The sequence below is a fragment of the Pseudomonas cuatrocienegasensis genome (assembly GCF_900110925.1).
Taxonomy (GTDB): Bacteria; Pseudomonadota; Gammaproteobacteria; order Pseudomonadales; family Pseudomonadaceae; genus Aquipseudomonas; species Aquipseudomonas cuatrocienegasensis.
The window spans coordinates 266,948-287,433 of record NZ_FOFP01000005.1 but is presented as its reverse complement, the minus strand read 5'-3'; the positions used below and the strand labels follow the sequence as shown (position 1 = coordinate 287,433).

The following is a 20,486-nucleotide window of genomic DNA, read 5'->3' as shown; positions in this document are numbered from 1 at the left end:
CCCTGCGCCGATTACAACTCTTTGACTGTCCGTACCTGATCTTTGTTGACCTTGGAGCGCTTGCCGTCGAGTTGCTCGAACTCGTAGAAGCCGGACTCGTCGTCATAATCAGGGGTGTCGACAGCCTGGATTTCACGGCCGTCGTTGAGGGTGATGACGGTGGGTGATGCACAGCCGACCAGTGTGGCCAGGCCGAGTGCCAGCAGGCATGCCGGGATAATTCGTTGAGTCATGACAATTCTCCTTGGTTGACAGGGTTACCTGCTCAGACGTGCATATCTTCTGCAAGTTCCCGAATGTTAGCCGCTAGATTGCCCGTTTTCCTCTTCAAGCCAGTCTGGCGTATTGAAGTTGGCCAGACGTCGATCTCCTGCTGCGCAGATCAGTGCATGGGGGTTTAGAGGTTGCAACCAACGTTGTGGGCTGCGCACACCTTCCAGCCAGGCTCGCTCCAGATCTTCCAGTAATACGCGCGGTACGATGCTGAACAACGGCTCCCAGAAATCCCCTTGGCGCACCATCACCGGGTTGTCGCCTGCCAGGGCGAGCAGGTCATTGAGCAGGTCCCGGTCTATGCACGGTGCATCGCAGGGCAGGATCAACAGCTGTTCATGGCGGGCAGCCCGCAGGCCCGTCAATATGCCTGCCAGCGGCCCCAGGTAATCTGGACTCGGGTCTGCGACCAGTCGGTCGGCGTGGGCAGCGTACTGTGCCTGGTTGCGATTGCAGGAAATCAGCAGGTCATCCGTCAGTGGCCTGACCTGCTCGGCTATCCAGGCGATCAGCGGCTTGCCGCGCCAGGGCAGCAAGCCCTTGTCCTGGCCGGCCATGCGCTGGCCACGGCCGCCGGCCAGGAGCAGGACCGAGAGGTTTGGATAAGCGGGATATGCGGGCATGGCGAGGCCTCGTGAGCGGGGCCTGTGATATAACAGCGGGCATCGTGAACGACAACTGGAAACCTGCCATGAATCACAAGGCCGAGGCGGTATTCGTGCCGCTCAATATCGCCGTTCTGACCGTCAGCGACACCCGTACCGAAGCGACCGATACCTCCGGGCAGCTGTTTGTTGATCGACTGCAGGCCGCTGGGCATCGTCTGGCGGCGCGGGTGCTGCTCAAGGATGACCTGTACCGCATTCGTGCTCAAGTCGCGACCTGGATCGCCGACGAGCAGGTGCAGGTGGTGCTGGTCACCGGGGGCACGGGCTTTACCGGGCGCGACAGTACGCCGGAAGCTGTTGCCTGCTTGCTGGACAAACAAGTTGATGGTTTTGGCGAGCTGTTCCGGCAGATTTCCGTGGCTGATATCGGTACCTCGACCATCCAGTCGCGCGCCCTGGCGGGGCTGTCCAACGGCACCCTGGTGTGCTGCCTGCCGGGTTCGACCAACGCCTGTCGCACTGGCTGGGACGGCATCCTGGCCGACCAGTTGGATGCCCGCCATCGTCCCTGCAACTTCGTCGCCCACCTGAAACAGGCCGATGCCTGCGAGAGCCGTGGATGAGCGCTGCCGGCCAATCCAGCTTGATGCCGGTCGAGGAGGCGTTGCGGCGCTTGCTTGAACGGGCCGATGCCACGCCGGTTCAGGGGCGTGAAACAGTCATCCTGGCGCAGGCCGACGGCCGCGTGCTGGCGCAGCCGTTGATCGCCCCGCTCGACCTGCCGCCATGGCCCAACAGTGCCATGGATGGTTACGCCCTGTGCCTGACCGATTGGCAGGGTACGCCGCTGCCAGTCAGCCAGCGCATCCAGGCCGGCGAAGCACCGCCTGCGTTGCAGCCAGGCACCTGTGCGCGAATCTTCACCGGTGCGCCCCTGCCGGCAGGGGCCGATACGGTAGAGATGCAGGAGAACGTCACACTCGAGGCGGATGGCCGGGTGTGTTTTGCCGCGCCTCTGCGCGCAGGACAGAATGTTCGCCCGCAAGGTCAGGAAACCCGTGTTGGCGACTGCGTACTGCCAGCTGGCACCCGCCTCGGGCCTATCGAGCTGGGTCTGGCGGCTTCCCTTGGCCAGGCTCAGCTTGAGGTCTGTCGCCGGGTGCGGGTGGCTGTGCTGTCGACCGGTGACGAGTTGGTCGAACCGGGCGAGCCTCTGGCTGCGGGGCAGATCTACAACAGTAATCGGCGCCTGTTGATCGCCTGGCTGCAGCGTCTGGGGTGCGAGGTGGTGGATGGCGGTATTCTCGCCGACGACCTGGCCAAGACCCGCGCGGCTCTGGCGGCACTCAACGATGTCGACCTGATCCTCTCCACTGGCGGTGTGTCGGTCGGTGAAGCCGACTTTCTCGGTGTGGCGCTGCGCGAGGCCGGCGAGCTGATGCTCTGGAAGTTGGCGATCAAGCCGGGTAAACCGCTGACCTTTGGCCAGTTTCGCGGTGTGCCGGTAATCGGCTTGCCGGGCAATCCCGCGTCTACCCTGGTGACCTTTGGCCTGCTGGCGCGGCCTTATCTGCTGCGCCGCATGGGTGTGCAGCGTGTCGAACCCCTAGGGGTCGAGCTGCCAGCTGGTTTCACCTGGAGCAAGGCCGGGCAGCGTCGCGAATACCTGCGCGCGCGGCTCGAAGGCGGGCAGGTGGTGCCCTATGCCAATCAGAGTTCCGGTGTGCTGCGTAGCGCCGCCTGGGCCGAAGGACTGGCAGAGGTGCGCGAGGGGACGACGCTCGAACCCGGCGAGCGGTTGCGTTTTATCCCGCTTAGCGAACTGCTGGGTTAGCCGGCCCGGCCCGTAGGCAGGCGGTGCATGTTTAGGCCACATCCACCAGTACGATCTCGCTGTCTTCTAACGCCTCGACGCGGATCAGCGCTTCATCGGCAATGGCCACGCCATCTCGGGCGTTGGCCGCTACCCCGTTGACCGAGAAACGCCCGCTGGCACCCACCAGATAAGCCTTGCGACCTGGCTGCAGGGCGTATTCGGCGCTCTGGCCGGCCTTCACCGTAGCGGCTACCAGGCGTGCGTCGGTGCGGATGCGCAGGGCATCGCTGTCTTCCTCGAAGCCACTGGCCAGGGTGACGAATGCACCGGCACGCTCGCCTTTGGGAAAGGGTTTGGCCCCCCAGGAAGGCGGCAGGCCGGCCTGGTTGGGCTGAATCCATATCTGGAATATCTGCGTGGTTTCATCTTCCAGGTTGTACTCGCTGTGAGCGATGCCAGTGCCTGCGCTCATGACCTGCACGTCACCCGCCTCGGTACGGCCGCGGTTGCCCAGGTTGTCCTCATGGGTGATGGCGCCTTTGCGAACATAGGTGATGATTTCCATGTCGCGGTGCGGGTGCGGCGCAAAGCCCGAATGCGGGGCGATCTCGTCGTCATTCCATACCCGCAGTCGCCCCCAGTTCATGCGGGATGCGTCGTGGTACTCGGCAAAGGAGAAGTGATGGCGTGCGTTCAGCCAGCCATGGTGAGCACCGCCAAGGGCCTCGAAGGGACGAATATCAATCATGGTAGTAGTCTCGTTGTGAGTGACCGTTGAAGTGATCGGTCGTGATGGTAGGCATAATCCATCAATTTTTAATTGATAAAAATGGTAAATATTCCGCCTTATATATCTACTTGGTAGATGTTTCAGGTGGGCGACTTGCTGTGACAATTGCCCTCTGGCGTTGTCTGCATAGGAGGTCATCGACCTGAATCGGACTCTAAGGGTTCATTGGCTGGCAGGGGAGTGGCGATGCACGAGCGCAAGGCATTATTGATTCTGCATGGTAAACAGGCCCTCAATGAGGCGGTGCGCGCAGCGGTTATGGCGCGCCGCAAGGACGGCTGGGAGCTGGCTGTACGGCTGACCTGGGAAGGAGGAGATGCCGCCCGCCTGGTCAACGAGGCGGTGCGCGATGGTTATCCCTTGGTGATCGCCGGGGGTGGGGATGGCACCTTGCGTGAGGTGGCTGAAGCCCTGGTGCGCAGCGAAAGCGACACCAGCCTGGCACTGCTGCCGCTAGGGACTGCCAACGATTTCGCCCGTGCCGCCGGCATTGCTCTGGAGCCAATGGAGGCGTTGGCACTGCTCGACCAGCCGGCCCAGGCAATTGATCTGGGTGAAATTGCCGGCCAGGTCTTTCTCAATATGGCCACTGGCGGCTTTGGCTCGAGCGTGACCGCCAATACGTCGGAAGACCTCAAGCGTGTGCTGGGCGGCGCTGCCTACCTGCTAACTGGCCTGACGCGTTTCGCCGAGGTCAAATCGTCCTTTGCCCGATTCAACGGCCCGGACTTCCACTGGGAGGGTGAGGTGCTTGCCCTGGGTATTGGCAATGGGCGTCAGGCGGGCGGAGGGCATGTGCTTTGTCCTCATGCGGCGGTTAATGATGGCTTGCTCGATATCTGCATCATCCCGGCCGCTGCCGATGTGGTGGGTACGCTCGGCACCTTGGTCTCGGGCGGGATCAATGGCGTCGACAGCGTGGCCATCAGTGCGCGCCTGCCGTGGCTGGAGGTCGAAGCCCCGGAAGGGCTGGACCTTAACCTCGACGGTGAACCTATGCAGGCGCGGACAATGCGTTTTACTTGCCATCCTGCAGCGCTGCGCGTGCATCTACCCTCAGAATCGCCTTTACTAGAAGCTAACGCATCCGGATTCGGCCTCACTGGTGACGCGTGAGCGCCTGAGGCATGATGGCACTTCAGTAACGCTGTGAACGGCCGATAACCCGTGGCGTAGCTAGATCTATCCCTTTTTGGAGCCCCCCATGGCCGGTATTCTCGACTCAGTTGACCAACGCACCCAGCTGGTGGGTGAGAACCGCCTGGAAATCCTGATGTTTCGTCTGGCGGGGCGGCAGTTGTTCGCAATCAACGTGTTCAAGGTGCAGGAAGTCCTGCAGATGCCCAAGCTCACGCTAATGCCGCATCGCCATCGTTTCGTCTGCGGCGTGGTCAACCTGCGTGGGCAGACCTTGCCGGTCATCGATCTGTCCCAGGCCATTGGCATGCGCCCGATCGTTCCGGATGAGCGCAGTACCATCATCGTCACTGAGTACAACCGTTCGATCCAGGCGTTTCTGGTGGGTGGGGTGGACCGTATTCTCAACCTCAACTGGGAGTCGATCCTGCCACCGCCTGGTGGCGCGGGTCGCCAGCACTACCTGACGGCGATCACCAAGGTCGAAGATCAATTGGTGGAAATCATCGATGTGGAGAAGGTGCTCGCCGAAATCGTGCCCTACAACGTGAAGATTTCCGGGGATCGCCTGGCTGACCCGCTGCTCGAACATGCCAAGGGCCGTGAAGTGCTGTTGGTCGACGACTCCAGTGTGGCGCTGATGCAGTTGCGCGACACCCTCTCCCAGTTGGGCCTGAAACTGCATGTGGCCACTGACGGGCTCAAGGCGTTGAACCAGCTGAAAAGCTGGGCTGACAGTGGTGAAGTGATGACCGACAAGCTGCTGATGGTCATCACCGATGCGGAAATGCCGGAAATGGACGGCTATCGCCTGACCACGGAAATTCGCCAGGACTCACGCCTCAAAGACCTCTACGTGGTACTGCATACATCTCTCTCCGGTAGCTTCAACGAAGCCATGGTGAAAAAGGTCGGCTGCGATAATTTCCTGTCCAAGTTTCAGCCCGACAAGCTGGTCGACATGGTCCGTGAGCGCCTGCGCCTGGACTACTCCGAGTAAGCCTCTGCCTGCTGCGCCAGTGTCTGGCGCAGCGCCTCGATTCGTTCCCGGTTGACGCCTAGGTCCGAATATCCCAAGCGTGATGCCGAGCGCACCTGCACGGCATCCGCGCCGATCAGCAATTCCACATCATCGACGAAGCGCATCAGGCGGCTGCTGTACTCGGCACGCAGGTAGCCTGGCTCGTCTGCGATCAGGCGAGCCCGAGGCGTTTGCTGGACTATTTCACGCAACCGTGCCTGGGTCTGTTCGGATGTGCCATGCAACGCCAGTGGAGCGATCTGCTGTGCGGGTGTTTCGGCCTGGCTGCTGACGCAGTTGGGCGATGGGGGGCAAGCGGCCAGGCGACCATTGTGTACGCCCAGGTGTTCGGGTGGGCTGCCGCTGCAGGCACTCAGGAGCAGGGTGGCGGCAATCAGAGTGGCAGGCTTGTGAGCACGCGAACGGGCCCGTATAACGACGTTTTGCCAACAAGAAGGTTGGGACATGCTGCATCTCTCCGGGTTGTATCGCTATCCACTGAAGTCCGCTCGCGGCGAAGCGCTGGCCAGTGCGCGGCTCGATGCGCTGGGTATCGTCGGTGATCGTCGCTGGATGGTAGTCGATGCGCAGAATGGGCGCTTCATCACTCAGCGTCTGCTGCCGCAAATGACTCAGCTGTCGGCGCTCTGGGTTGATGCGCAGCACCTGTGCCTGCAGGCGCCCGGTATGCCTGAGCTACGGGTTGCCCGACCTGACGAGCAGGCACCGCGTACTGGGGTGATTATCTGGCGCGAGAGCTTGCGCGTGCCCGATGCCGGGGAGGCTGCCGCAGCCTGGTTAAGCCAGTGGCTGGAGCGCCCCTGTCGCCTGGTGTATATGCCCACTGATGAAGGGGTACAGGTGGATACGGGTTACGCCGAGGTCGGTGAGCGTGTGGCTTTTAGCGATGGTTTTCCGTTGCTCCTGCTGAACCAGGGCTCGCTGGACGATTTGTCGACACGCGTCGGCCAGATTTTGCCGGTTGAACGCTTTCGTCCCAACCTGCTGATCAGCGGTGCCGACGCCTATGCGGAAGACGGCTGGCAGCGTATTCGCATCGGCACCCTGGAGTTTCGAGTGGTCAAGCCTTGCTCGCGTTGCATCATCACCACACTCGACCCTGGTACGGGTGAGCGCCATCCCGCTCGTGAGCCCCTGGCGACCCTCAAAGGTTACCGGGAGCGGGAAGGTCAGGTGTATTTCGGGCAGAACCTCATCGCCTGCGGAGAGGGTGAACTGCAACTTGGGGCGTCGGTTGAGGTGCTGGCCTGAGCGCTCTACTGGGGCTGTTGACGTTTGGTTCTCGGCAACGCACGTATGACGAGGCGGCAACAGCCCGGTGTTTCGACACTATCTCCCAACTGGCTGTTGCATACCTGTAGGACCGAAGGGCGCGCCCAGCCTTTATTCGCTTAACTCGCGGCACAATCGCAAATAAATTCGCTCCTACGCAGCTGGGCATCGGTTTACTGACCGTCGAAATAGCGCTCGTGCCAACCAATCAGCGGCTGCGGCGTATTCAGCTTATCGCCGTAGATCACCGCGTAGGACAGCACGTTCTGCACGTATTGGCGGGTCTCGTCGAACGGGATATTTTCCACCCAGACGTCATAGGGCAGGTGGTCGGCGCCACGCAGCCACTGGCGCACTCGGCCTGGGCCTGCGTTGTAGGCGGCTGAAGCGAGAACCCGATTGCCATTGAACTGGCCATAAATCTGGCTGAGGTAGGCTGTGCCGAGCTGGATATTGACGCTCGGCAGCAGGGTGTTGTTCGGGTTGCTGAAGGGGATGTCGAAGCGCTTGGCGGTTTCCTTGGCGGTCGCCGGCATCAGTTGCATAAGTCCAGTGGCGCCGACATGCGAGCGGGCGTCGGCCATAAACGCGCTTTCCTGGCGGGTGATGGCAAAGACCCAGCTTGAGGTCAGGCCGCGTTTCTTCGCTTCGCTGGTCAGCGGCTCGCGGTAGGCCATGGGGAAGCGGACTTCCAGGTCGTCCCAGTATTTGGCCTGGCTGATGGTGCGGATAGCCGGGAAGTACCACTGCATGTCATAGGCCAGGCGCGCCTGGGCGACCAGCTCGTCGCGGTCGAAATGCCGGCTCGCGTGATACCACTCGCGCCGTGCGTCGACCACCTGACCACGATCGTGAAACTCCATCGCCCGGCGAATGCCCGGCGCGTTGCGCACGCGTTGGATAATCTTGGGGGACAGGGCCAAGGGCTGGTTTTTCAGGGAGTAGGGCGCCTTGACCTGATCGGCGGCCATAAAGCCGTAGAAATCGCGCTCCAGCGACAGGTCGCGGTAAAGCGCCTGTGCTGCGTTATTGCCTGGCTGCGCCAGTTGCAGGCTGCGTGCCTGCCAGTAGCGCCAGCGGTTGGTCTGCCCCAACTCGGCAGGCATGCGCTGGGTCAACTGATAAACCTCGTCCCAGCGGCCCAGGCGCAACAGCAAACGTGCACGCCATTCGCTGACCGTGTTGTCACGCAGTTGAGGGTCGTACTTGGCCATGATCGGCAGGGCGCGTTCGTCGAAGCGACGTGCCAGGGTGAGGCCGACTTCTCGGGCAATGGCAACCTGCTCCTCGCTGGAGAAGCGCATGCGCGTGGCGTAGTTATCGAGCAGACTAAGGGCTTTTTCCGGATCCTGGCGGGCCAGACGACGCAGCCCCAGGCTGACAACATCGGCCATGGCCTCATCGGCCGGGGTAAAGCGAGCGGTCTGGTTCAGCAACGCTGGCTTCTGGGCTACTTCGATCAGCAGGCTGGCACGCGGCCCCAGGCTGCTGAGGCCCTTGGCCAAGTGGGTGGCCAAGCCATAATTGCGTGCTTCCGCCGCCAGCTTGATGCGCTGCCAGCGGCGCGTCTCAGTCAACTGCCCTTGCGCCGCCCACTGATCGAACAGACGGTCGCAGGCGTCGGGCTGGGATTTACCCACCAGCCAGAGTTTCTCGGCGGCGGCAAAACCTTCGGCGGTCTTGCCGTGGCCCAGCAGGTACTGGCCGTTGAGGCAGTCGAGTTCGGTGAAATTGAGGCTTGGATCGTAGTAGCGGGCGAAGGTTTGCCAGTCGCCGCGTTCGGCCAGCCAGCGCAGCCAGCGCAGTTTCATCCAGTTGGCTTGGGGCAGGTCGCCGTGCTGGGCAAGGAAGGTTTCGATTTCTTCATTGCTGGCCCATTTCAGACGAGCGGTGAGCTCGTCGTAGGCCAGGTGCGGCGTTAGCGGGTAGTCGCGCAGAGCATCGGCATAGCGTAGGTAAGGGCCTTTGTCGCCTTTGGCCAGGGCGGCCTTGGCTTCATCGTAATACTGACGTTGCTGGGTCAGACTGGCAGCCTGGGCGGATGCTGCCGTGGCAGTAAAGAGTAAACAGGACAACAGGCTGAGCAGACGACCGCGCATGACACTTCCATTTTGAACGAATGGCGCGCCGATAAAACACAGGCGCTTCAGATCTCTAGCTTAGCCCTTTGCAGGCGGCGGGTGGAACCCGTAGCGCGGTTCATGGGTGTTAGGGTTTGTTGCCGCGGCTATCGGCTTGCACAGCGCGAGGGTAGGCGTGTGGATGTTCTTGCAACCGTGATCGACGGCTCAGGCCGCTTGAAAATTGCCGCAATCGATGGCCTCAAGTCGGTTAGAATGCGCGCCCAGTTTTTTGCCGCGTACGTGCGTTGGCAGAACCGTTTTTCGCAGCGCCTGCCGTGCCCGGTCCTTGTCGGTTACAGGCCTGGCCAGCCGCTGCCGTACCGTCGAGGCGTATCATGACCCTGCTCAAGTTCACCGAAGTTTCCCTGGCCTACGGCGCCATGCCGCTGCTGGACAAGGTGTCCTGGCAGATCGCCCGGGGTGAGCGGGTGTGCATCATCGGGCGCAACGGCACCGGCAAGTCGAGCATGCTCAAGCTGGTCAAGGGTGACCAGAACCCCGATGACGGTTCGGTCTGGCGCGCGCCGGGGCTGAAAATCGGCGAATTGCCCCAGGAACTGCCGGTGGCCGACGAGCGTACGGTGTTCGACGTCGTCGCCCAGGGGCTCGATGGCGTGGGCGAGCTGCTCGCCCAGTATCATCACCTGGCGCAGAACTGCGTCACCGAAGACGACCTCAACAAACTGATGCACGTTCAGCAGGACCTCGAGGCCCGGGATGGCTGGCGCCTGCAGCAACTGGTCGACAGCACCCTGAGCCGTCTGCAGTTACCGGCCGACAAGACCCTTGCAGAATTGTCCGGTGGCTGGCGTCGCCGCGTGCTGCTGGCCCAGGCGCTGGTCTCCGAGCCGGATTTGCTGCTGCTCGACGAACCGACCAACCACCTGGATATCGGCGCTATCGCCTGGTTGGAAGAAGCGTTGGTCGACTTCCAGGGCGCCGTGCTGTTTATCACCCACGACCGCTCCTTTTTGCAGAACCTGGCCACACGCATTCTCGAACTGGATCGCGGCGGCTTGATCGACTGGAACGGCGATTACGCCAGTTTCCTGGTGCACAAGGAAGCCACCCTGGCTGCCGAGGAAACTGCCAACGCCCTGTTCGACAAGAAGCTGGCCCAGGAAGAAGTGTGGATTCGTCAGGGCATCAAGGCGCGCCGCACCCGTAACGAAGGCCGTGTGCGTGCTCTCAAGGCCCTGCGCGTGGAGCGTAGCGAACGCCGGGAGCGCACCGGCAAGGCGAATATTCAGCTGGACACCGCAGAGAAATCCGGCAAGCAGGTTATGGTCCTGGAGAACGTCAGCTTTGCTCATCCGGGCGGTCCGTTCCTGGTCAAGGATTTCTCCATGGTGCTGCAGCGCGGCGACCGCATCGGTCTGCTTGGCGCCAACGGCACCGGTAAAACCACCTTGCTCAAGTTGATGCTCGGCGGCTTGCAACCCAGCAGCGGTAAAGTGGCCGAAGGGACGCGCATTGATGTGGCGTATTTCGACCAGTTGCGCCATCAACTCGATCTGGAAAAGACCGTGATCGACAACGTTGCCGAAGGTCGCGACTTTATCGAGATCGATGGGCAGAACCGTCATGTGCTGAGCTACCTCGGCGACTTCCTGTTCAGCCCGCAGCGTGCGCGCACGCCGGTCAAGGCATTGTCGGGTGGTGAGCGTGCGCGCTTGCTGTTGGCCAAGTTGTTCAGCAAGCCGGCCAACCTGCTGGTGCTGGACGAACCAACCAACGACCTGGATGTGGAGACCCTCGAGCTGCTCGAAGAAGTGTTGCTCACCTTCCAGGGCACCGTGCTGATGGTCAGCCACGACCGGGCCTTCCTCGATAACGTGGTCACCAGCACCTTGGTCTTTGAGGGTGAGGGTCGGGTGCGCGAGTACGTCGGCGGTTATCAGGATTGGCTGCGCCAGGGCGGTTCACCTCGCCTGCTGGGTGTTGGCGAGAGCAAGGCAGGCAAGCCTGAGCTGGCGTCGGCTGTGGTTGAGGCGCCTACCGTCGCAGTCGCGGCCGAGCCCGCAGCTGTTGCGCCGGCGAAGAAGAAACTCAGTTACAAGCTGCAGCGCGAGCTGGAAGCCATGCCTGGGCAGATCGATGCGCTTGAACAGTCGATCGCCCGCTTGCAGACACAGATTGCCGAGCCATCCTTCTACCAACAGGCGGCCGAGCAAAGTGCTGCGGTGTTGGCTGAGCTCGACGCGCAGCAGGCTCAGCTCGATCAGTTGGTTGAGCGCTGGGCAGAGCTGGAAGGCTAATAGCGGCGCGTGCTGCACGCGCATCAACGAGGTCGGGCAGAACGAGCATGGCTATCGATTACCGCATCACCCTGGATGATGAGCACGCTTTCGACTATCGCATCCAACTCGACCGCGTCTATGACGCTGAAGTAGCACAGGCTGCGCCAGCCTGGACGCGTCTGGCTTATCAGCAGTGCAGTAACTGCCCGCTCAGTCAGGCTGACCATAGTCATTGCCCGGCGGCGGTTGACCTGCATCGGGTGATTGAAGATTTCCGCGGTTTGCCTGCGTTCAAGCGCGCCTGGGTACGGGTGCGTACGCCAGAGCGTGAATACACCAAGCAAGTCGGGCTGGAAGAAGGGCTGCGTGCGCTGCTGGGGGTGATCATGGCCACCAGTGGCTGTCCGGTGCTGCGCACGCTCAAGCCCATGGCGCAGCAGCATCTGCCATTTGCTACCAATCAGGAGTTTATCCTGCGGGCGTTCTCCCTTTATCTGGCGCGCCAGTATTTCAATGCCCGCGAAGGGCGGCATGCCGATTGGGAGCTCAAGGGGTTGGTGCGCATGTTCGAGCAATTGCAACTGGTCAACCAGGCGTTCTGGCAGCGCATCCACGCCACCTGCGAGGGCGATTCCAATCTGAAGGCGTTTCTGACCTTCTTCTCCATGGCATCGAGCATGACCTATTCGCTGGAGACCCAGCTGCAGAAGGTCCGTCCCCTGGTGATGAGCGCGGGCGACGACAGCCAGGCTTGAACCGGCTGTCGTCGCTGATCGCTTATTCCGGTTTGCGCAGGCGGACGGCCAATACGTCGCAGGGTGCGCCGTGCAGCACGTCGTTGGCCGTGGAGCCCAGTAGCAGAGCCAGGCCGTGACGCCCGTGGCTGCCGACGATAATCAAGTCACAACGCTGCTCACCGGCCAGGCGGTGAATTTCCTGGCGCGGCTGGCCGTAAGCAAGGTGGCGCTGTTCGGCGGTCAGGTAGGGGTACTTGATGGCGAAAGCGTCGAGCCGCTCACGGGCCTGCTCGAACTGCTGCTGTTGCAGCATCGACAGGTCCATCGGCACATCACCACCGAAGGCCATGGCCATGGGTTCGACGATGTGCACGACCGACAGTTTGGCGTTGCTGCTGGTGGCCAGGGCATGTGCGCGGTGCATCACTGGGTCGCATTCCTCGGTGAGGTCGACTGCAACCAGAATATGTTGGTAGGGCATGGTGCGCTCCTTCTGGGGCTGAGCAATGGGCGTTAAGTAAAACCTTTAAGCCTGCTGTCGCAGAGGCATTCGATGATGAGCGAACGCGATGAATCTATGGCTTGTATTATTACTCGTTGGCGTGGTGATCAGTCCATTGTCTTGGTTAGTGCCCTCACGTCACCAGCGCGGTCGCTCAAGTGTCCGTGTGGAGGCGCGGCGTTTGGGGCTGGCCATGCAGCTGTCGCGGCAGGAGTGGCCATTCTGGCTGGAACAGCCGGCCCCGTCGATGTGCGCCCAGTACCTGCGCGAGCGGCGGCGGGGCGAGGCGCAAGAGGCTTGGTGTTTCTGGCAAATGCGCCCAGGGCAGTGGGTTGATCGCTGGCGTGAGCCCTGCACGGATGCGCGCCTGGCCGAGCAGTTGGCCGCCTTGCCGGAGGATGCCTACAAGGCAGAAGCCACGGCCAATACGGTGGCGGTGTGCTGGGGCGAGCGCAATGGGCTGGAAGCGTTGCAACGCGTCGACGCCTTTCTCCAGGCCCAGGCCTGAAATAAAAGGCTATGCCCCAATTGAGTGTTGCGAGTCACCGTGTAGGGTGCGCCGCGCGCACCAAGGGTCTGCAGCCTGCGCCGGTGCGCACGGCGCACCCTACGGCTTCACCGTTAAGCCCAGTACTTGAACGCGACATCGCCAAATAAAAACCCGGCGCAAGCACCGGGCGGAGACGGCCAGGCAGGCCGGAAAGCGGGCACCCTCTTTCAGGTTGTGTGCAGGCCGTGTGTGGAAACAGCGTGCAACCTTTCGAGAGGCTGTGGAAACAGGTGCTGATTTGTAAAGCGTCAGCACTGGCATTGTAGCCGAGCCGCGTGCTTTCGATACAGAACGGCCTGCCTTTCTGCACTGCGCGGCTTCATTTGCAGTTCAACTTCCCTGTAGGGCCCCCTAGGACCGCGCCAAGTGGGGCGACTACGTCTGCCCGGTAGTCGGGCTCGGCGACATGCGGCTGAATCTGTCAGCCCCTACCGCTGTCTTCCTCTTAAGTCCTTGCAGGCGCCGAGACGGTGCATGGTCGGCAGAATACTCGGCGCGCTGCACTGCTGGCGAGCAATTGACAATTCGCGGCTTTTCCGTGAAGGTGTGCTCACCCAAATCAAACGGGCGTATGAATTGAGCGTTTGGCCGGTGAGCCACGCTCGCATCGTCCCGCATATCGCGTCGGTGGGTGTGCCAGGCTGATAGGGGCTATTCTCGACAACGGTGTCGTTGAGTGGCCTGCTGGTTGGCTCCGATGTGTACTGTTTAGCTTCCATACCGTGGAGATCAGTTGATGATTTACGAAGGTAAAGCCATCACGGTTAAGGCTCTTGAGAGTGGCATCGTCGAATTGAATTTCGACCTCAAGGGTGAGTCCGTCAACAAATTCAACCGTCTTACCCTCAATGAACTGCGCCAGTCTGTGGATGCAATCAAGGCCGATGGTTCGATCAAGGGCGTGATTGTCACCAGCGGCAAAGACGTATTTATCGTCGGTGCAGACATCACCGAGTTCGTCGAGAACTTCAAGTTGCCGGATGAGCAACTGGTGGCGGGTAACCTCGAAGCCAACAAGATCTTCAGCGATTTCGAAGACCTGGCCGTGCCGACCGTCGTGGCCATCAACGGTATCGCCCTGGGTGGCGGTTTCGAAATGTGCCTGGCCGCTGACTACCGCGTCATGGCTGACACCGCCAAGGTGGGCCTGCCGGAAGTCAAACTGGGCATCTACCCAGGTTTTGGCGGCACCGTGCGTCTGCCACGGGTAATCGGTGTCGACAACGCGGTCGAGTGGATTGCCTCCGGCAAGGAAAACCGTGCCGAAGACGCCCTGAAGATGGGCGCTGTGGATGCAGTGGTTGCGGCCGACAAGCTGCAGGCCGCCGCGCTGGACCTGATCAAGCGTGCCATTGCTGGCGAGCTGGATCACAAGGCCAAGCGTCAGCCCAAGCTGGAAAAGCTCAAGCTCAATGCTATCGAACAGATGATGTGCTTTGAGACTGCCAAGGGTTTCGTGGCTGGCCAGGCCGGTCCGAACTACCCGGCGCCGGTCGAGGCGATCAAGACCATCCAGAAGGCTGCGAACTTCGGTCGCGACAAGGCGCTGGAAGTCGAAGCGGCTGGCTTCGTCAAACTGGCCAAGACCTCGGTTGCCGAGAGCCTGATCGGTCTGTTCCTCAATGATCAGGAACTGAAAAAGAAAGCCAAGCACCACGACGCCATCGCCAAAGACGTGAATCTGGCCGCCGTACTCGGCGCCGGCATCATGGGGGGTGGTATTGCCTATCAGTCGGCCTCCAAAGGTACGCCGATCCTGATGAAGGATATCCGTGAAGAGGGTATCCAGATGGGCTTGAACGAGGCTTCCAAGCTGCTCGGCAAGCGCGTCGAAAAAGGCCGCATGACCCCGGCGAAGATGGCCGAAGCGCTTAACGCCATTCGTCCGACTATGTCCTACGGTGATTTCGGCAACGTCGACATCGTCGTCGAAGCCGTGGTCGAAAACCCCAAGGTCAAGCAGGCCGTGCTGGCCGAAGTTGAAGCGGCGGTCAAGGACGATGCGATCCTGGCTTCCAACACCTCGACCATTTCCATCAGCCTGTTGGCCAAAGCCCTCAAGCGTCCGGAGAACTTCGTCGGCATGCACTTCTTCAACCCGGTGCATATGATGCCGCTGGTGGAAGTGATCCGTGGCGAGAAGTCCAGCGAAGTGGCTGTGGCCACCACCGTGGCCTACGCCAAGAAAATGGGCAAGACCCCGGTTGTGGTCAATGACTGCCCGGGCTTCCTGGTTAACCGTGTGCTGTTCCCGTATTTCGGTGGCTTCTCCAAACTGCTGGGTTTCGGTGTGGACTTCGTGCGTATCGACAAGGTCATGGAGAAGTTCGGCTGGCCGATGGGCCCGGCGTACCTGTCCGACGTGGTCGGTATCGACACCGGTCACCACGGCCGTGACGTGATGGCTGAAGGCTTCCCTGATCGCATGGCCGTTGAAGGCCGTACCGCGGTTGACGTGATGTATGAAGCCGATCGCCTGGGCCAGAAAAACGGCAAGGGCTTCTATGCCTACGAAACTGACAAGCGCGGCAAGCCGAAAAAGGTCATTGATCCGCAGGCGTATGAGCTGCTCAAGTCGATCGTTACCGAGCAGCGTGAAGTGAGCGATGAAGACATCATCAACTTCATGATGATCCCACTGTGCATGGAAACCGTACGTTGCCTGGAAGACGGCATCGTCGACACCGCAGCCGAGGCCGATATGGGCCTGATCTACGGCATCGGCTTCCCGCCCTTCCGCGGGGGTGCGCTGCGCTACATCGACAGCATCGGGGTTGCCGAATTTGTGGCCCTGGCCGACAAGTACGCCGAACTGGGCGCGCTGTACACCCCGACTGCCAAGCTTCGCGAAATGGCCGCCAACGGCCAGAAGTTTTTCGGTTAATCGCGCACAGACTAGAGCGAGAGTGAATTTATGAGCCTGAATCCTAGAGATGCAGTGATCGTCGACTTCGGCCGTACCCCGATGGGTCGTTCCAAGGGCGGCATGCACCGCAACACCCGTGCCGAGACCATGTCCGCGCACCTGATCAGCAAGCTGCTGGAGCGCAACGTCAAGGTCGATCCGGCCGAAGTCGAAGACGTGATCTGGGGCTGCGTCAACCAGACCCTGGAGCAGGGCTGGAACATCGCGCGCATGGCCTCGCTGATGACCCAGATCCCGCACACCAGTGCTGGCCAGACCGTCAGCCGCCTGTGCGGTTCGTCCATGAGCGCCCTGCACACTGCCGTGCAGGCGATCCAGACCGGTAACGGTGATGTCTTCGTCGTCGGCGGTGTGGAGCACATGGGCCACGTCGGCATGATGCACGGCGTCGACCCGAACCCGCACCTGTCGCTGTACGCCGCCAAAGCCTCGGGCATGATGGGCTTGACTGCTGAAATGCTTGGCAAGATGCACGGTATCAGCCGTGAGCAGCAGGATGCCTTCGGTGAGCGTTCGCACCGTCTGGCGCACAAGGCCACCGTCGAAGGCAAGTTCAAGGATGAAATCATCCCGATGCAAGGCTTTGATGAGAACGGCTTCCTGAAAGTCTTCGATTATGACGAAACCATTCGTCCGGAAACCACTCTGGAAAGCCTGGCGGCGCTGAAGCCGGCGTTCAACCCGAAAGGCGGCACCGTGACTGCGGGTACCTCCTCGCAGATCACTGACGGCGCCTCCTGCATGATTGTCATGAGCGCCCAGCGTGCTCAGGATCTGGGCATTCAGCCAATGGCCGTGGTTCGCGCCATGGCCGTGGCCGGTGTGGATCCTGCGATCATGGGTTACGGCCCGGTACCCTCGACGCAGAAAGCCCTCAAGCGTGCTGGTCTGACCATCAACGACATCGATTTCTTCGAGCTCAACGAAGCCTTCGCGGCCCAGGCATTGCCTGTGCTGAAGGACCTGAAAGTGCTCGACAAGATGAACGAGAAGGTCAACCTGCACGGCGGCGCGATTGCCCTGGGTCACCCCTTCGGTTGTTCCGGTGCCCGTATCTCCGGTACCCTGCTGAACGTGATGAAACAGAACGGTGGTACTTTGGGCGTGTCCACCATGTGTGTGGGCCTTGGCCAAGGCATCACCACGGTCTTCGAGCGCATCTAAGCGCTGGTTGACGCAAAACCGGGGCCCAGTGCCCCGGTTTTTGTTTTCAGGCTGATTGAATAAGGATGGCTGTTTATGTCGCTGCAACCCGGTCTCTACCGTCACTACAAAGGCCCCGAGTACCGTGTGCTGGGCGTGGCCCGTCACTCCGAGAACGAGGAGCAGGTGGTGGTTTACCAGGCGCTGTACGGTGAGTTTGGCCTGTGGGTGCGCCCGCTGCAGATGTTCTGTGAGCAGGTCGTGGTGGACGGCGAGACGGTTCCGCGCTTTGCTTTGATCAAGGCCGAAGACGCACTTTTTCAAGTACCGTGAGCGCATCGCACTGTGTGCTCGCCCTTGACCTGGGCTTGACCACCACTATATATAGCGGGGCCGCGAATGGCCGGTTACGGTCACTTGCGGTCATGGCAGTGGCCAACGAGGCGTACGCAAGGACGTGAGCAGGGCAGGGGCAGTGCCCCAGAGCCGTACCGTTCTGCGTAATGATCATCGAGTGGTCGCGCCCCAGCGGGTTGCGCAGCGTTTGCAGCGCGCACCGTGGTGAGGCTCAAGCAGGACATGCAGCCTGTCGGTTTCATCGGTCAGCACTGGCGCTTGCGTGAACGCGGCGCGACAACATGAATAGACCCTGGGCACTTTTGCCTTTCATTTATCGAATTCAGGAATTTTCCAATCCATGGGCAAATCGCTGGTCATCGTGGAATCCCCGGCCAAGGCCAAGACCATCAACAAGTACTTGGGCAACGAGTACGTGGTGAAGTCGAGCATCGGCCACATCCGTGACCTGCCCACCAGCGGCTCGGCGAGTGCCAATAAGGAGCCGGTCAAGCGCGGCAAGGCAGCGGCCGGTGAAGTGCCGGCCCTGTCGCCCAAGGAAAAGGCCAAGCGCCAACTGTTCGCGCGCATGGGGGTCGACCCCGAGCACGGCTGGAAAGCGCAGTACGAAATCCTCCCCGGCAAGGAGAAAGTGGTCGAGGAGCTGCGGCGCCTGGCCAAGGAAGCTGACACCATCTATCTCGCAACCGACTTGGACCGCGAGGGGGAAGCCATTGCCTGGCACCTGCGCGAGTCCATCGGTGGTGACGACAGTCGCTACAAGCGTGTGGTGTTCAACGAAATCACCAAGAAGGCGATTCAGGAAGCGTTTTCCAAACCGGGTGAGCTGGATATCAACCGCGTCAATGCCCAGCAGGCGCGGCGCTTCCTCGACCGCGTCGTGGGTTATATGGTCTCGCCGCTGCTGTGGGCGAAAATCGCCCGTGGTCTGTCGGCCGGTCGTGTGCAGTCGGTCGCGGTGAAATTGGTGGTCGAGCGCGAGAAGGAAATTCGTGCGTTCGTCCCGGAAGAATACTGGGAAGTGCATGCCGACCTGGGCACCGCCAAAGGTGCCAATGTGCGTTTTGAAGTGGCCCGCGAGAACGGCGCTGCCTTCAAGCCGCTGAATGAAGCCCAGGCCATGGCGGCGCTCGACACGCTCAAGGCGTCGGCGTACAGCATCGCCAAGCGCGAAGACAAGCCGACCAGCAGCAAGCCGTCGGCGCCGTTCATCACCTCCACCCTGCAGCAGGCTGCAAGCAACCGCCTGGGCTTTGGTGTGAAGAAGACCATGATGATGGCCCAGCGTCTGTATGAAGCCGGCTATATCACTTATATGCGTACCGACTCGACCAATCTTTCGGCTGATGCCGTGAGCATGGTGCGTGACTTTATTGAAGGCGAGTTCGGCAAGAAGTACCTGCCGGCCAACCCGATTGCTTACAGCAGCAAGGAAGGCGCGCAAGAGGCGCACGAAGCGATTCGTCCCTCCGACGTCAACCTCAAGCCGACTCAGCTGTCCGGCATGGAGCGCGATGCCGAGCGCCTGTATGAATTGATCTGGCGCCAGTTCGTCGCTTGCCAGATGCCGCCGGCCGAGTACCTGTCGACCACCGTGACGGTGACAGCAGCGCAATTCGAGCTGCGCGCCAAGGGCCGTATTCTCAAGTTTGACGGTTATACCCGCGTGTTGCCGCAGCTGAGCAAGAGTGGCGAAGACGATGTGTTGCCCGACATGAGCCAGGGCGATGTACTCAAACTGATCAAGCTCGACCCCAGCCAGCACTTCACCAAGCCACCGGCACGCTACTCCGAAGCCAGCCTGGTCAAGGAGATGGAGAAACGCGGCATCGGCCGCCCGTCGACCTATGCCGCGATCATTGGCACCATTCAGGACCGCGGGTACGTGGCCCTGCATAACCGTCGTTTCTACTCCGAGAAGATGGGTGACATCGTCACCGAGCGTCTGGGCGAGAGCTTCTCCAACCTTATGGACTACGGCTTCACCGCCGGTATGGAAGAGCACCTTGATGACGTCGCTCAAGGCGAGCGTCAGTGGAAACATGTGCTCGACGATTTCTACGGTGACTTCAAGAAGAAGCTCGAAGTCGCTGAAGCGTCCGATTCCGGCATGCGCGCCAATCTGCCGACCCCGACGGACATTGCCTGCCGCGAGTGTGGCCGTCACATGATGATCCGTACCGCCTCGACCGGGGTGTTCCTCGGTTGCTCGGGCTATGCGCTGCCGCCTAAGGAGCGCTGCAAGTCGACCCTTAATCTGGTGCCCGGTGACGAAATTGCCGCCGATGACGAGGGTGAGTCCGAGTCGCGCGTACTGCTGGGCAAACACCGCTGCCCGATCTGCGCGACCGCCATGGACGCTTACCTGCTTGATGAAACCCGCAAGCTGCACATTTGTGGCAATAACCCGGACTGCACCGGCTACGAGGTCGAGCACGGTCAGTACCGCATCAAGGGTTATGAAGGCCCAAGCCTTGAGTGCGACAAGTGCGGTAGCCAGATGCAGCTCAAAACAGGCCGCTTCGGCAAGTTCTTTGGCTGCACTAACAGCGAATGCAAGAACACCCGCAAGCTGCTCAAGAGCGGCGAAGCGGCGCCGCCGAAGATGGACCCGGTGAAGATGCCTGAGCTCAAGTGCGAGAAGGTAAACGACACCTACATTCTGCGCGATGGTGCCTCAGGCCTGTTTCTGGCGGCCAGTCAGTTCCCGAAAAATCGCGAAACCCGCGCGCCGTTGGTGCTTGAGTTGGTGCCGCACAAGGCAGAGATCGATCCGAAGTATCACTTTCTGATCGATGCGCCGCAGAAAGATCCGGACGGCTTGCCGGCTGTGATCCGCTACAGCCGCAAGACCAAGGAGCAATACGTGCAGACAGAGGTGGACGGTAAGCCCACCGGCTGGAAGGCGTTCTTCGACGGCGGCAAGTGGAAGGTCGAAGACAAGCGTTGATACCTGCGAACGTGCACAGA

The 20,486-nt window shown here is 61.1% G+C and carries 18 protein-coding genes; 12 read left to right on the top strand and 6 right to left on the bottom strand.

Annotation, left to right across the window (positions count from 1 at the left end; translation table 11 throughout):
- Nucleotides 1-11: 11 nt before the first annotated feature.
- Nucleotides 12-233, bottom strand: coding sequence for a YgdI/YgdR family lipoprotein (locus BMW49_RS09810; protein ID WP_069518930.1), 222 nt, complete (start codon nucleotides 231-233; stop codon nucleotides 12-14).
- Between the two features lie 66 nt (nucleotides 234-299).
- Complete coding sequence (gene mobA, locus BMW49_RS09805) at nucleotides 300-896, bottom strand: molybdenum cofactor guanylyltransferase MobA (RefSeq protein ID WP_069518932.1); 597 nt, start codon at nucleotides 894-896, stop codon at nucleotides 300-302.
- 68 nt (nucleotides 897-964) lie between these two features.
- Here mobA and moaB point away from each other — a divergent pair, with 68 nt between their 5' ends.
- Entirely contained in the window at nucleotides 965-1,504 is a 540-nt protein-coding gene (gene moaB / locus BMW49_RS09800; RefSeq protein ID WP_069518933.1) for a molybdenum cofactor biosynthesis protein B, read from the top strand.
- Nucleotides 1,501-2,715 (top strand): molybdopterin molybdotransferase MoeA, encoded by a 1,215-nt coding sequence (locus tag BMW49_RS09795; protein ID WP_069518935.1) that lies wholly within the window; start codon nucleotides 1,501-1,503, stop codon nucleotides 2,713-2,715. The genes moaB and BMW49_RS09795 overlap by 4 nt, the downstream gene beginning before the upstream one ends.
- Nucleotides 2,716-2,746: 31 nt before the next feature.
- On the opposite strand, the gene BMW49_RS09790 is transcribed toward BMW49_RS09795, so the two are convergent.
- Nucleotides 2,747-3,445: a pirin family protein gene (locus tag BMW49_RS09790; protein ID WP_069518937.1), complete on the bottom strand. Its 699-nt coding sequence runs from the start codon at nucleotides 3,443-3,445 to the stop codon at nucleotides 2,747-2,749.
- 228 nt (nucleotides 3,446-3,673) lie between these two features.
- Here BMW49_RS09790 and yegS point away from each other — a divergent pair, with 228 nt between their 5' ends.
- Nucleotides 3,674-4,603: a lipid kinase YegS gene (yegS, locus tag BMW49_RS09785; RefSeq protein WP_069518939.1), complete on the top strand. Its 930-nt coding sequence runs from the start codon at nucleotides 3,674-3,676 to the stop codon at nucleotides 4,601-4,603.
- 88 nt (nucleotides 4,604-4,691) lie between these two features.
- Nucleotides 4,692-5,624: a chemotaxis protein CheV gene (locus BMW49_RS09780; protein ID WP_069518941.1), complete on the top strand. Its 933-nt coding sequence runs from the start codon at nucleotides 4,692-4,694 to the stop codon at nucleotides 5,622-5,624.
- Here BMW49_RS09780 and BMW49_RS09775 read toward each other — a convergent pair.
- Entirely contained in the window at nucleotides 5,612-6,112 is a 501-nt protein-coding gene (locus tag BMW49_RS09775; protein WP_083251736.1) for a DUF1499 domain-containing protein, read from the bottom strand. The genes BMW49_RS09780 and BMW49_RS09775 overlap by 13 nt on opposite strands.
- Between BMW49_RS09775 and BMW49_RS09770 the strand changes: the two genes are divergently transcribed.
- Complete coding sequence (locus tag BMW49_RS09770) at nucleotides 6,111-6,917, top strand: MOSC domain-containing protein (protein ID WP_069518943.1); 807 nt, start codon at nucleotides 6,111-6,113, stop codon at nucleotides 6,915-6,917. The two genes, BMW49_RS09775 and BMW49_RS09770, sit on opposite strands and share 2 nt — an antisense overlap.
- 194 nt (nucleotides 6,918-7,111) lie before the next feature.
- On the opposite strand, the gene BMW49_RS09765 is transcribed toward BMW49_RS09770, so the two are convergent.
- Nucleotides 7,112-9,037 carry a transglycosylase SLT domain-containing protein gene (locus BMW49_RS09765; RefSeq protein ID WP_069518945.1) on the bottom strand — a complete coding sequence of 642 codons (1,926 nt, stop codon included), beginning with the start codon at nucleotides 9,035-9,037 and terminating at the stop codon, nucleotides 7,112-7,114.
- Nucleotides 9,038-9,396: 359 nt separating this feature from the next.
- Between BMW49_RS09765 and BMW49_RS09760 the strand changes: the two genes are divergently transcribed.
- Both BMW49_RS09760 and BMW49_RS09755 read left to right on the top strand, forming a co-directional pair.
- Nucleotides 9,397-11,319 (top strand): ATP-binding cassette domain-containing protein, encoded by a 1,923-nt coding sequence (locus BMW49_RS09760; RefSeq protein ID WP_069518947.1) that lies wholly within the window; start codon nucleotides 9,397-9,399, stop codon nucleotides 11,317-11,319.
- 47 nt (nucleotides 11,320-11,366) lie between these two features.
- Entirely contained in the window at nucleotides 11,367-12,056 is a 690-nt protein-coding gene (locus tag BMW49_RS09755) for a DUF6901 family protein (protein ID WP_069518949.1), read from the top strand.
- Nucleotides 12,057-12,078: 22 nt separating this feature from the next.
- Here the strand turns inward: BMW49_RS09755 and BMW49_RS09750 are convergent, their stop codons facing one another.
- Nucleotides 12,079-12,519 carry a universal stress protein gene (locus BMW49_RS09750; RefSeq protein ID WP_069518951.1) on the bottom strand — a complete coding sequence of 147 codons (441 nt, stop codon included), beginning with the start codon at nucleotides 12,517-12,519 and terminating at the stop codon, nucleotides 12,079-12,081.
- A gap of 88 nt (nucleotides 12,520-12,607) precedes the next feature.
- Between BMW49_RS09750 and BMW49_RS09745 the strand changes: the two genes are divergently transcribed.
- The 5 genes from BMW49_RS09745 to topA all read left to right on the top strand — a co-directional run bounded on the left by BMW49_RS09745 (nucleotide 12,608) and on the right by topA (nucleotide 20,466).
- Nucleotides 12,608-13,048 (top strand): hypothetical protein, encoded by a 441-nt coding sequence (locus BMW49_RS09745; protein ID WP_069518953.1) that lies wholly within the window; start codon nucleotides 12,608-12,610, stop codon nucleotides 13,046-13,048.
- A 778-nt stretch (nucleotides 13,049-13,826) separates the two neighbouring features.
- Complete coding sequence (gene fadB, locus BMW49_RS09740; protein ID WP_069518954.1) at nucleotides 13,827-15,974, top strand: fatty acid oxidation complex subunit alpha FadB; 2,148 nt, start codon at nucleotides 13,827-13,829, stop codon at nucleotides 15,972-15,974.
- A gap of 30 nt (nucleotides 15,975-16,004) precedes the next feature.
- Nucleotides 16,005-17,180: an acetyl-CoA C-acyltransferase FadA gene (fadA, locus tag BMW49_RS09735; protein ID WP_069518955.1), complete on the top strand. Its 1,176-nt coding sequence runs from the start codon at nucleotides 16,005-16,007 to the stop codon at nucleotides 17,178-17,180.
- Nucleotides 17,181-17,255: 75 nt separating this feature from the next.
- On the top strand, nucleotides 17,256-17,492 hold the full coding sequence (locus tag BMW49_RS09730; protein WP_069518957.1) for a DUF1653 domain-containing protein: 237 nt from the start codon (nucleotides 17,256-17,258) through the stop codon (nucleotides 17,490-17,492).
- A gap of 364 nt (nucleotides 17,493-17,856) precedes the next feature.
- Nucleotides 17,857-20,466: a type I DNA topoisomerase gene (topA, locus tag BMW49_RS09725; RefSeq protein WP_069518959.1), complete on the top strand. Its 2,610-nt coding sequence runs from the start codon at nucleotides 17,857-17,859 to the stop codon at nucleotides 20,464-20,466.
- Nucleotides 20,467-20,486: the final 20 nt, after the last annotated feature.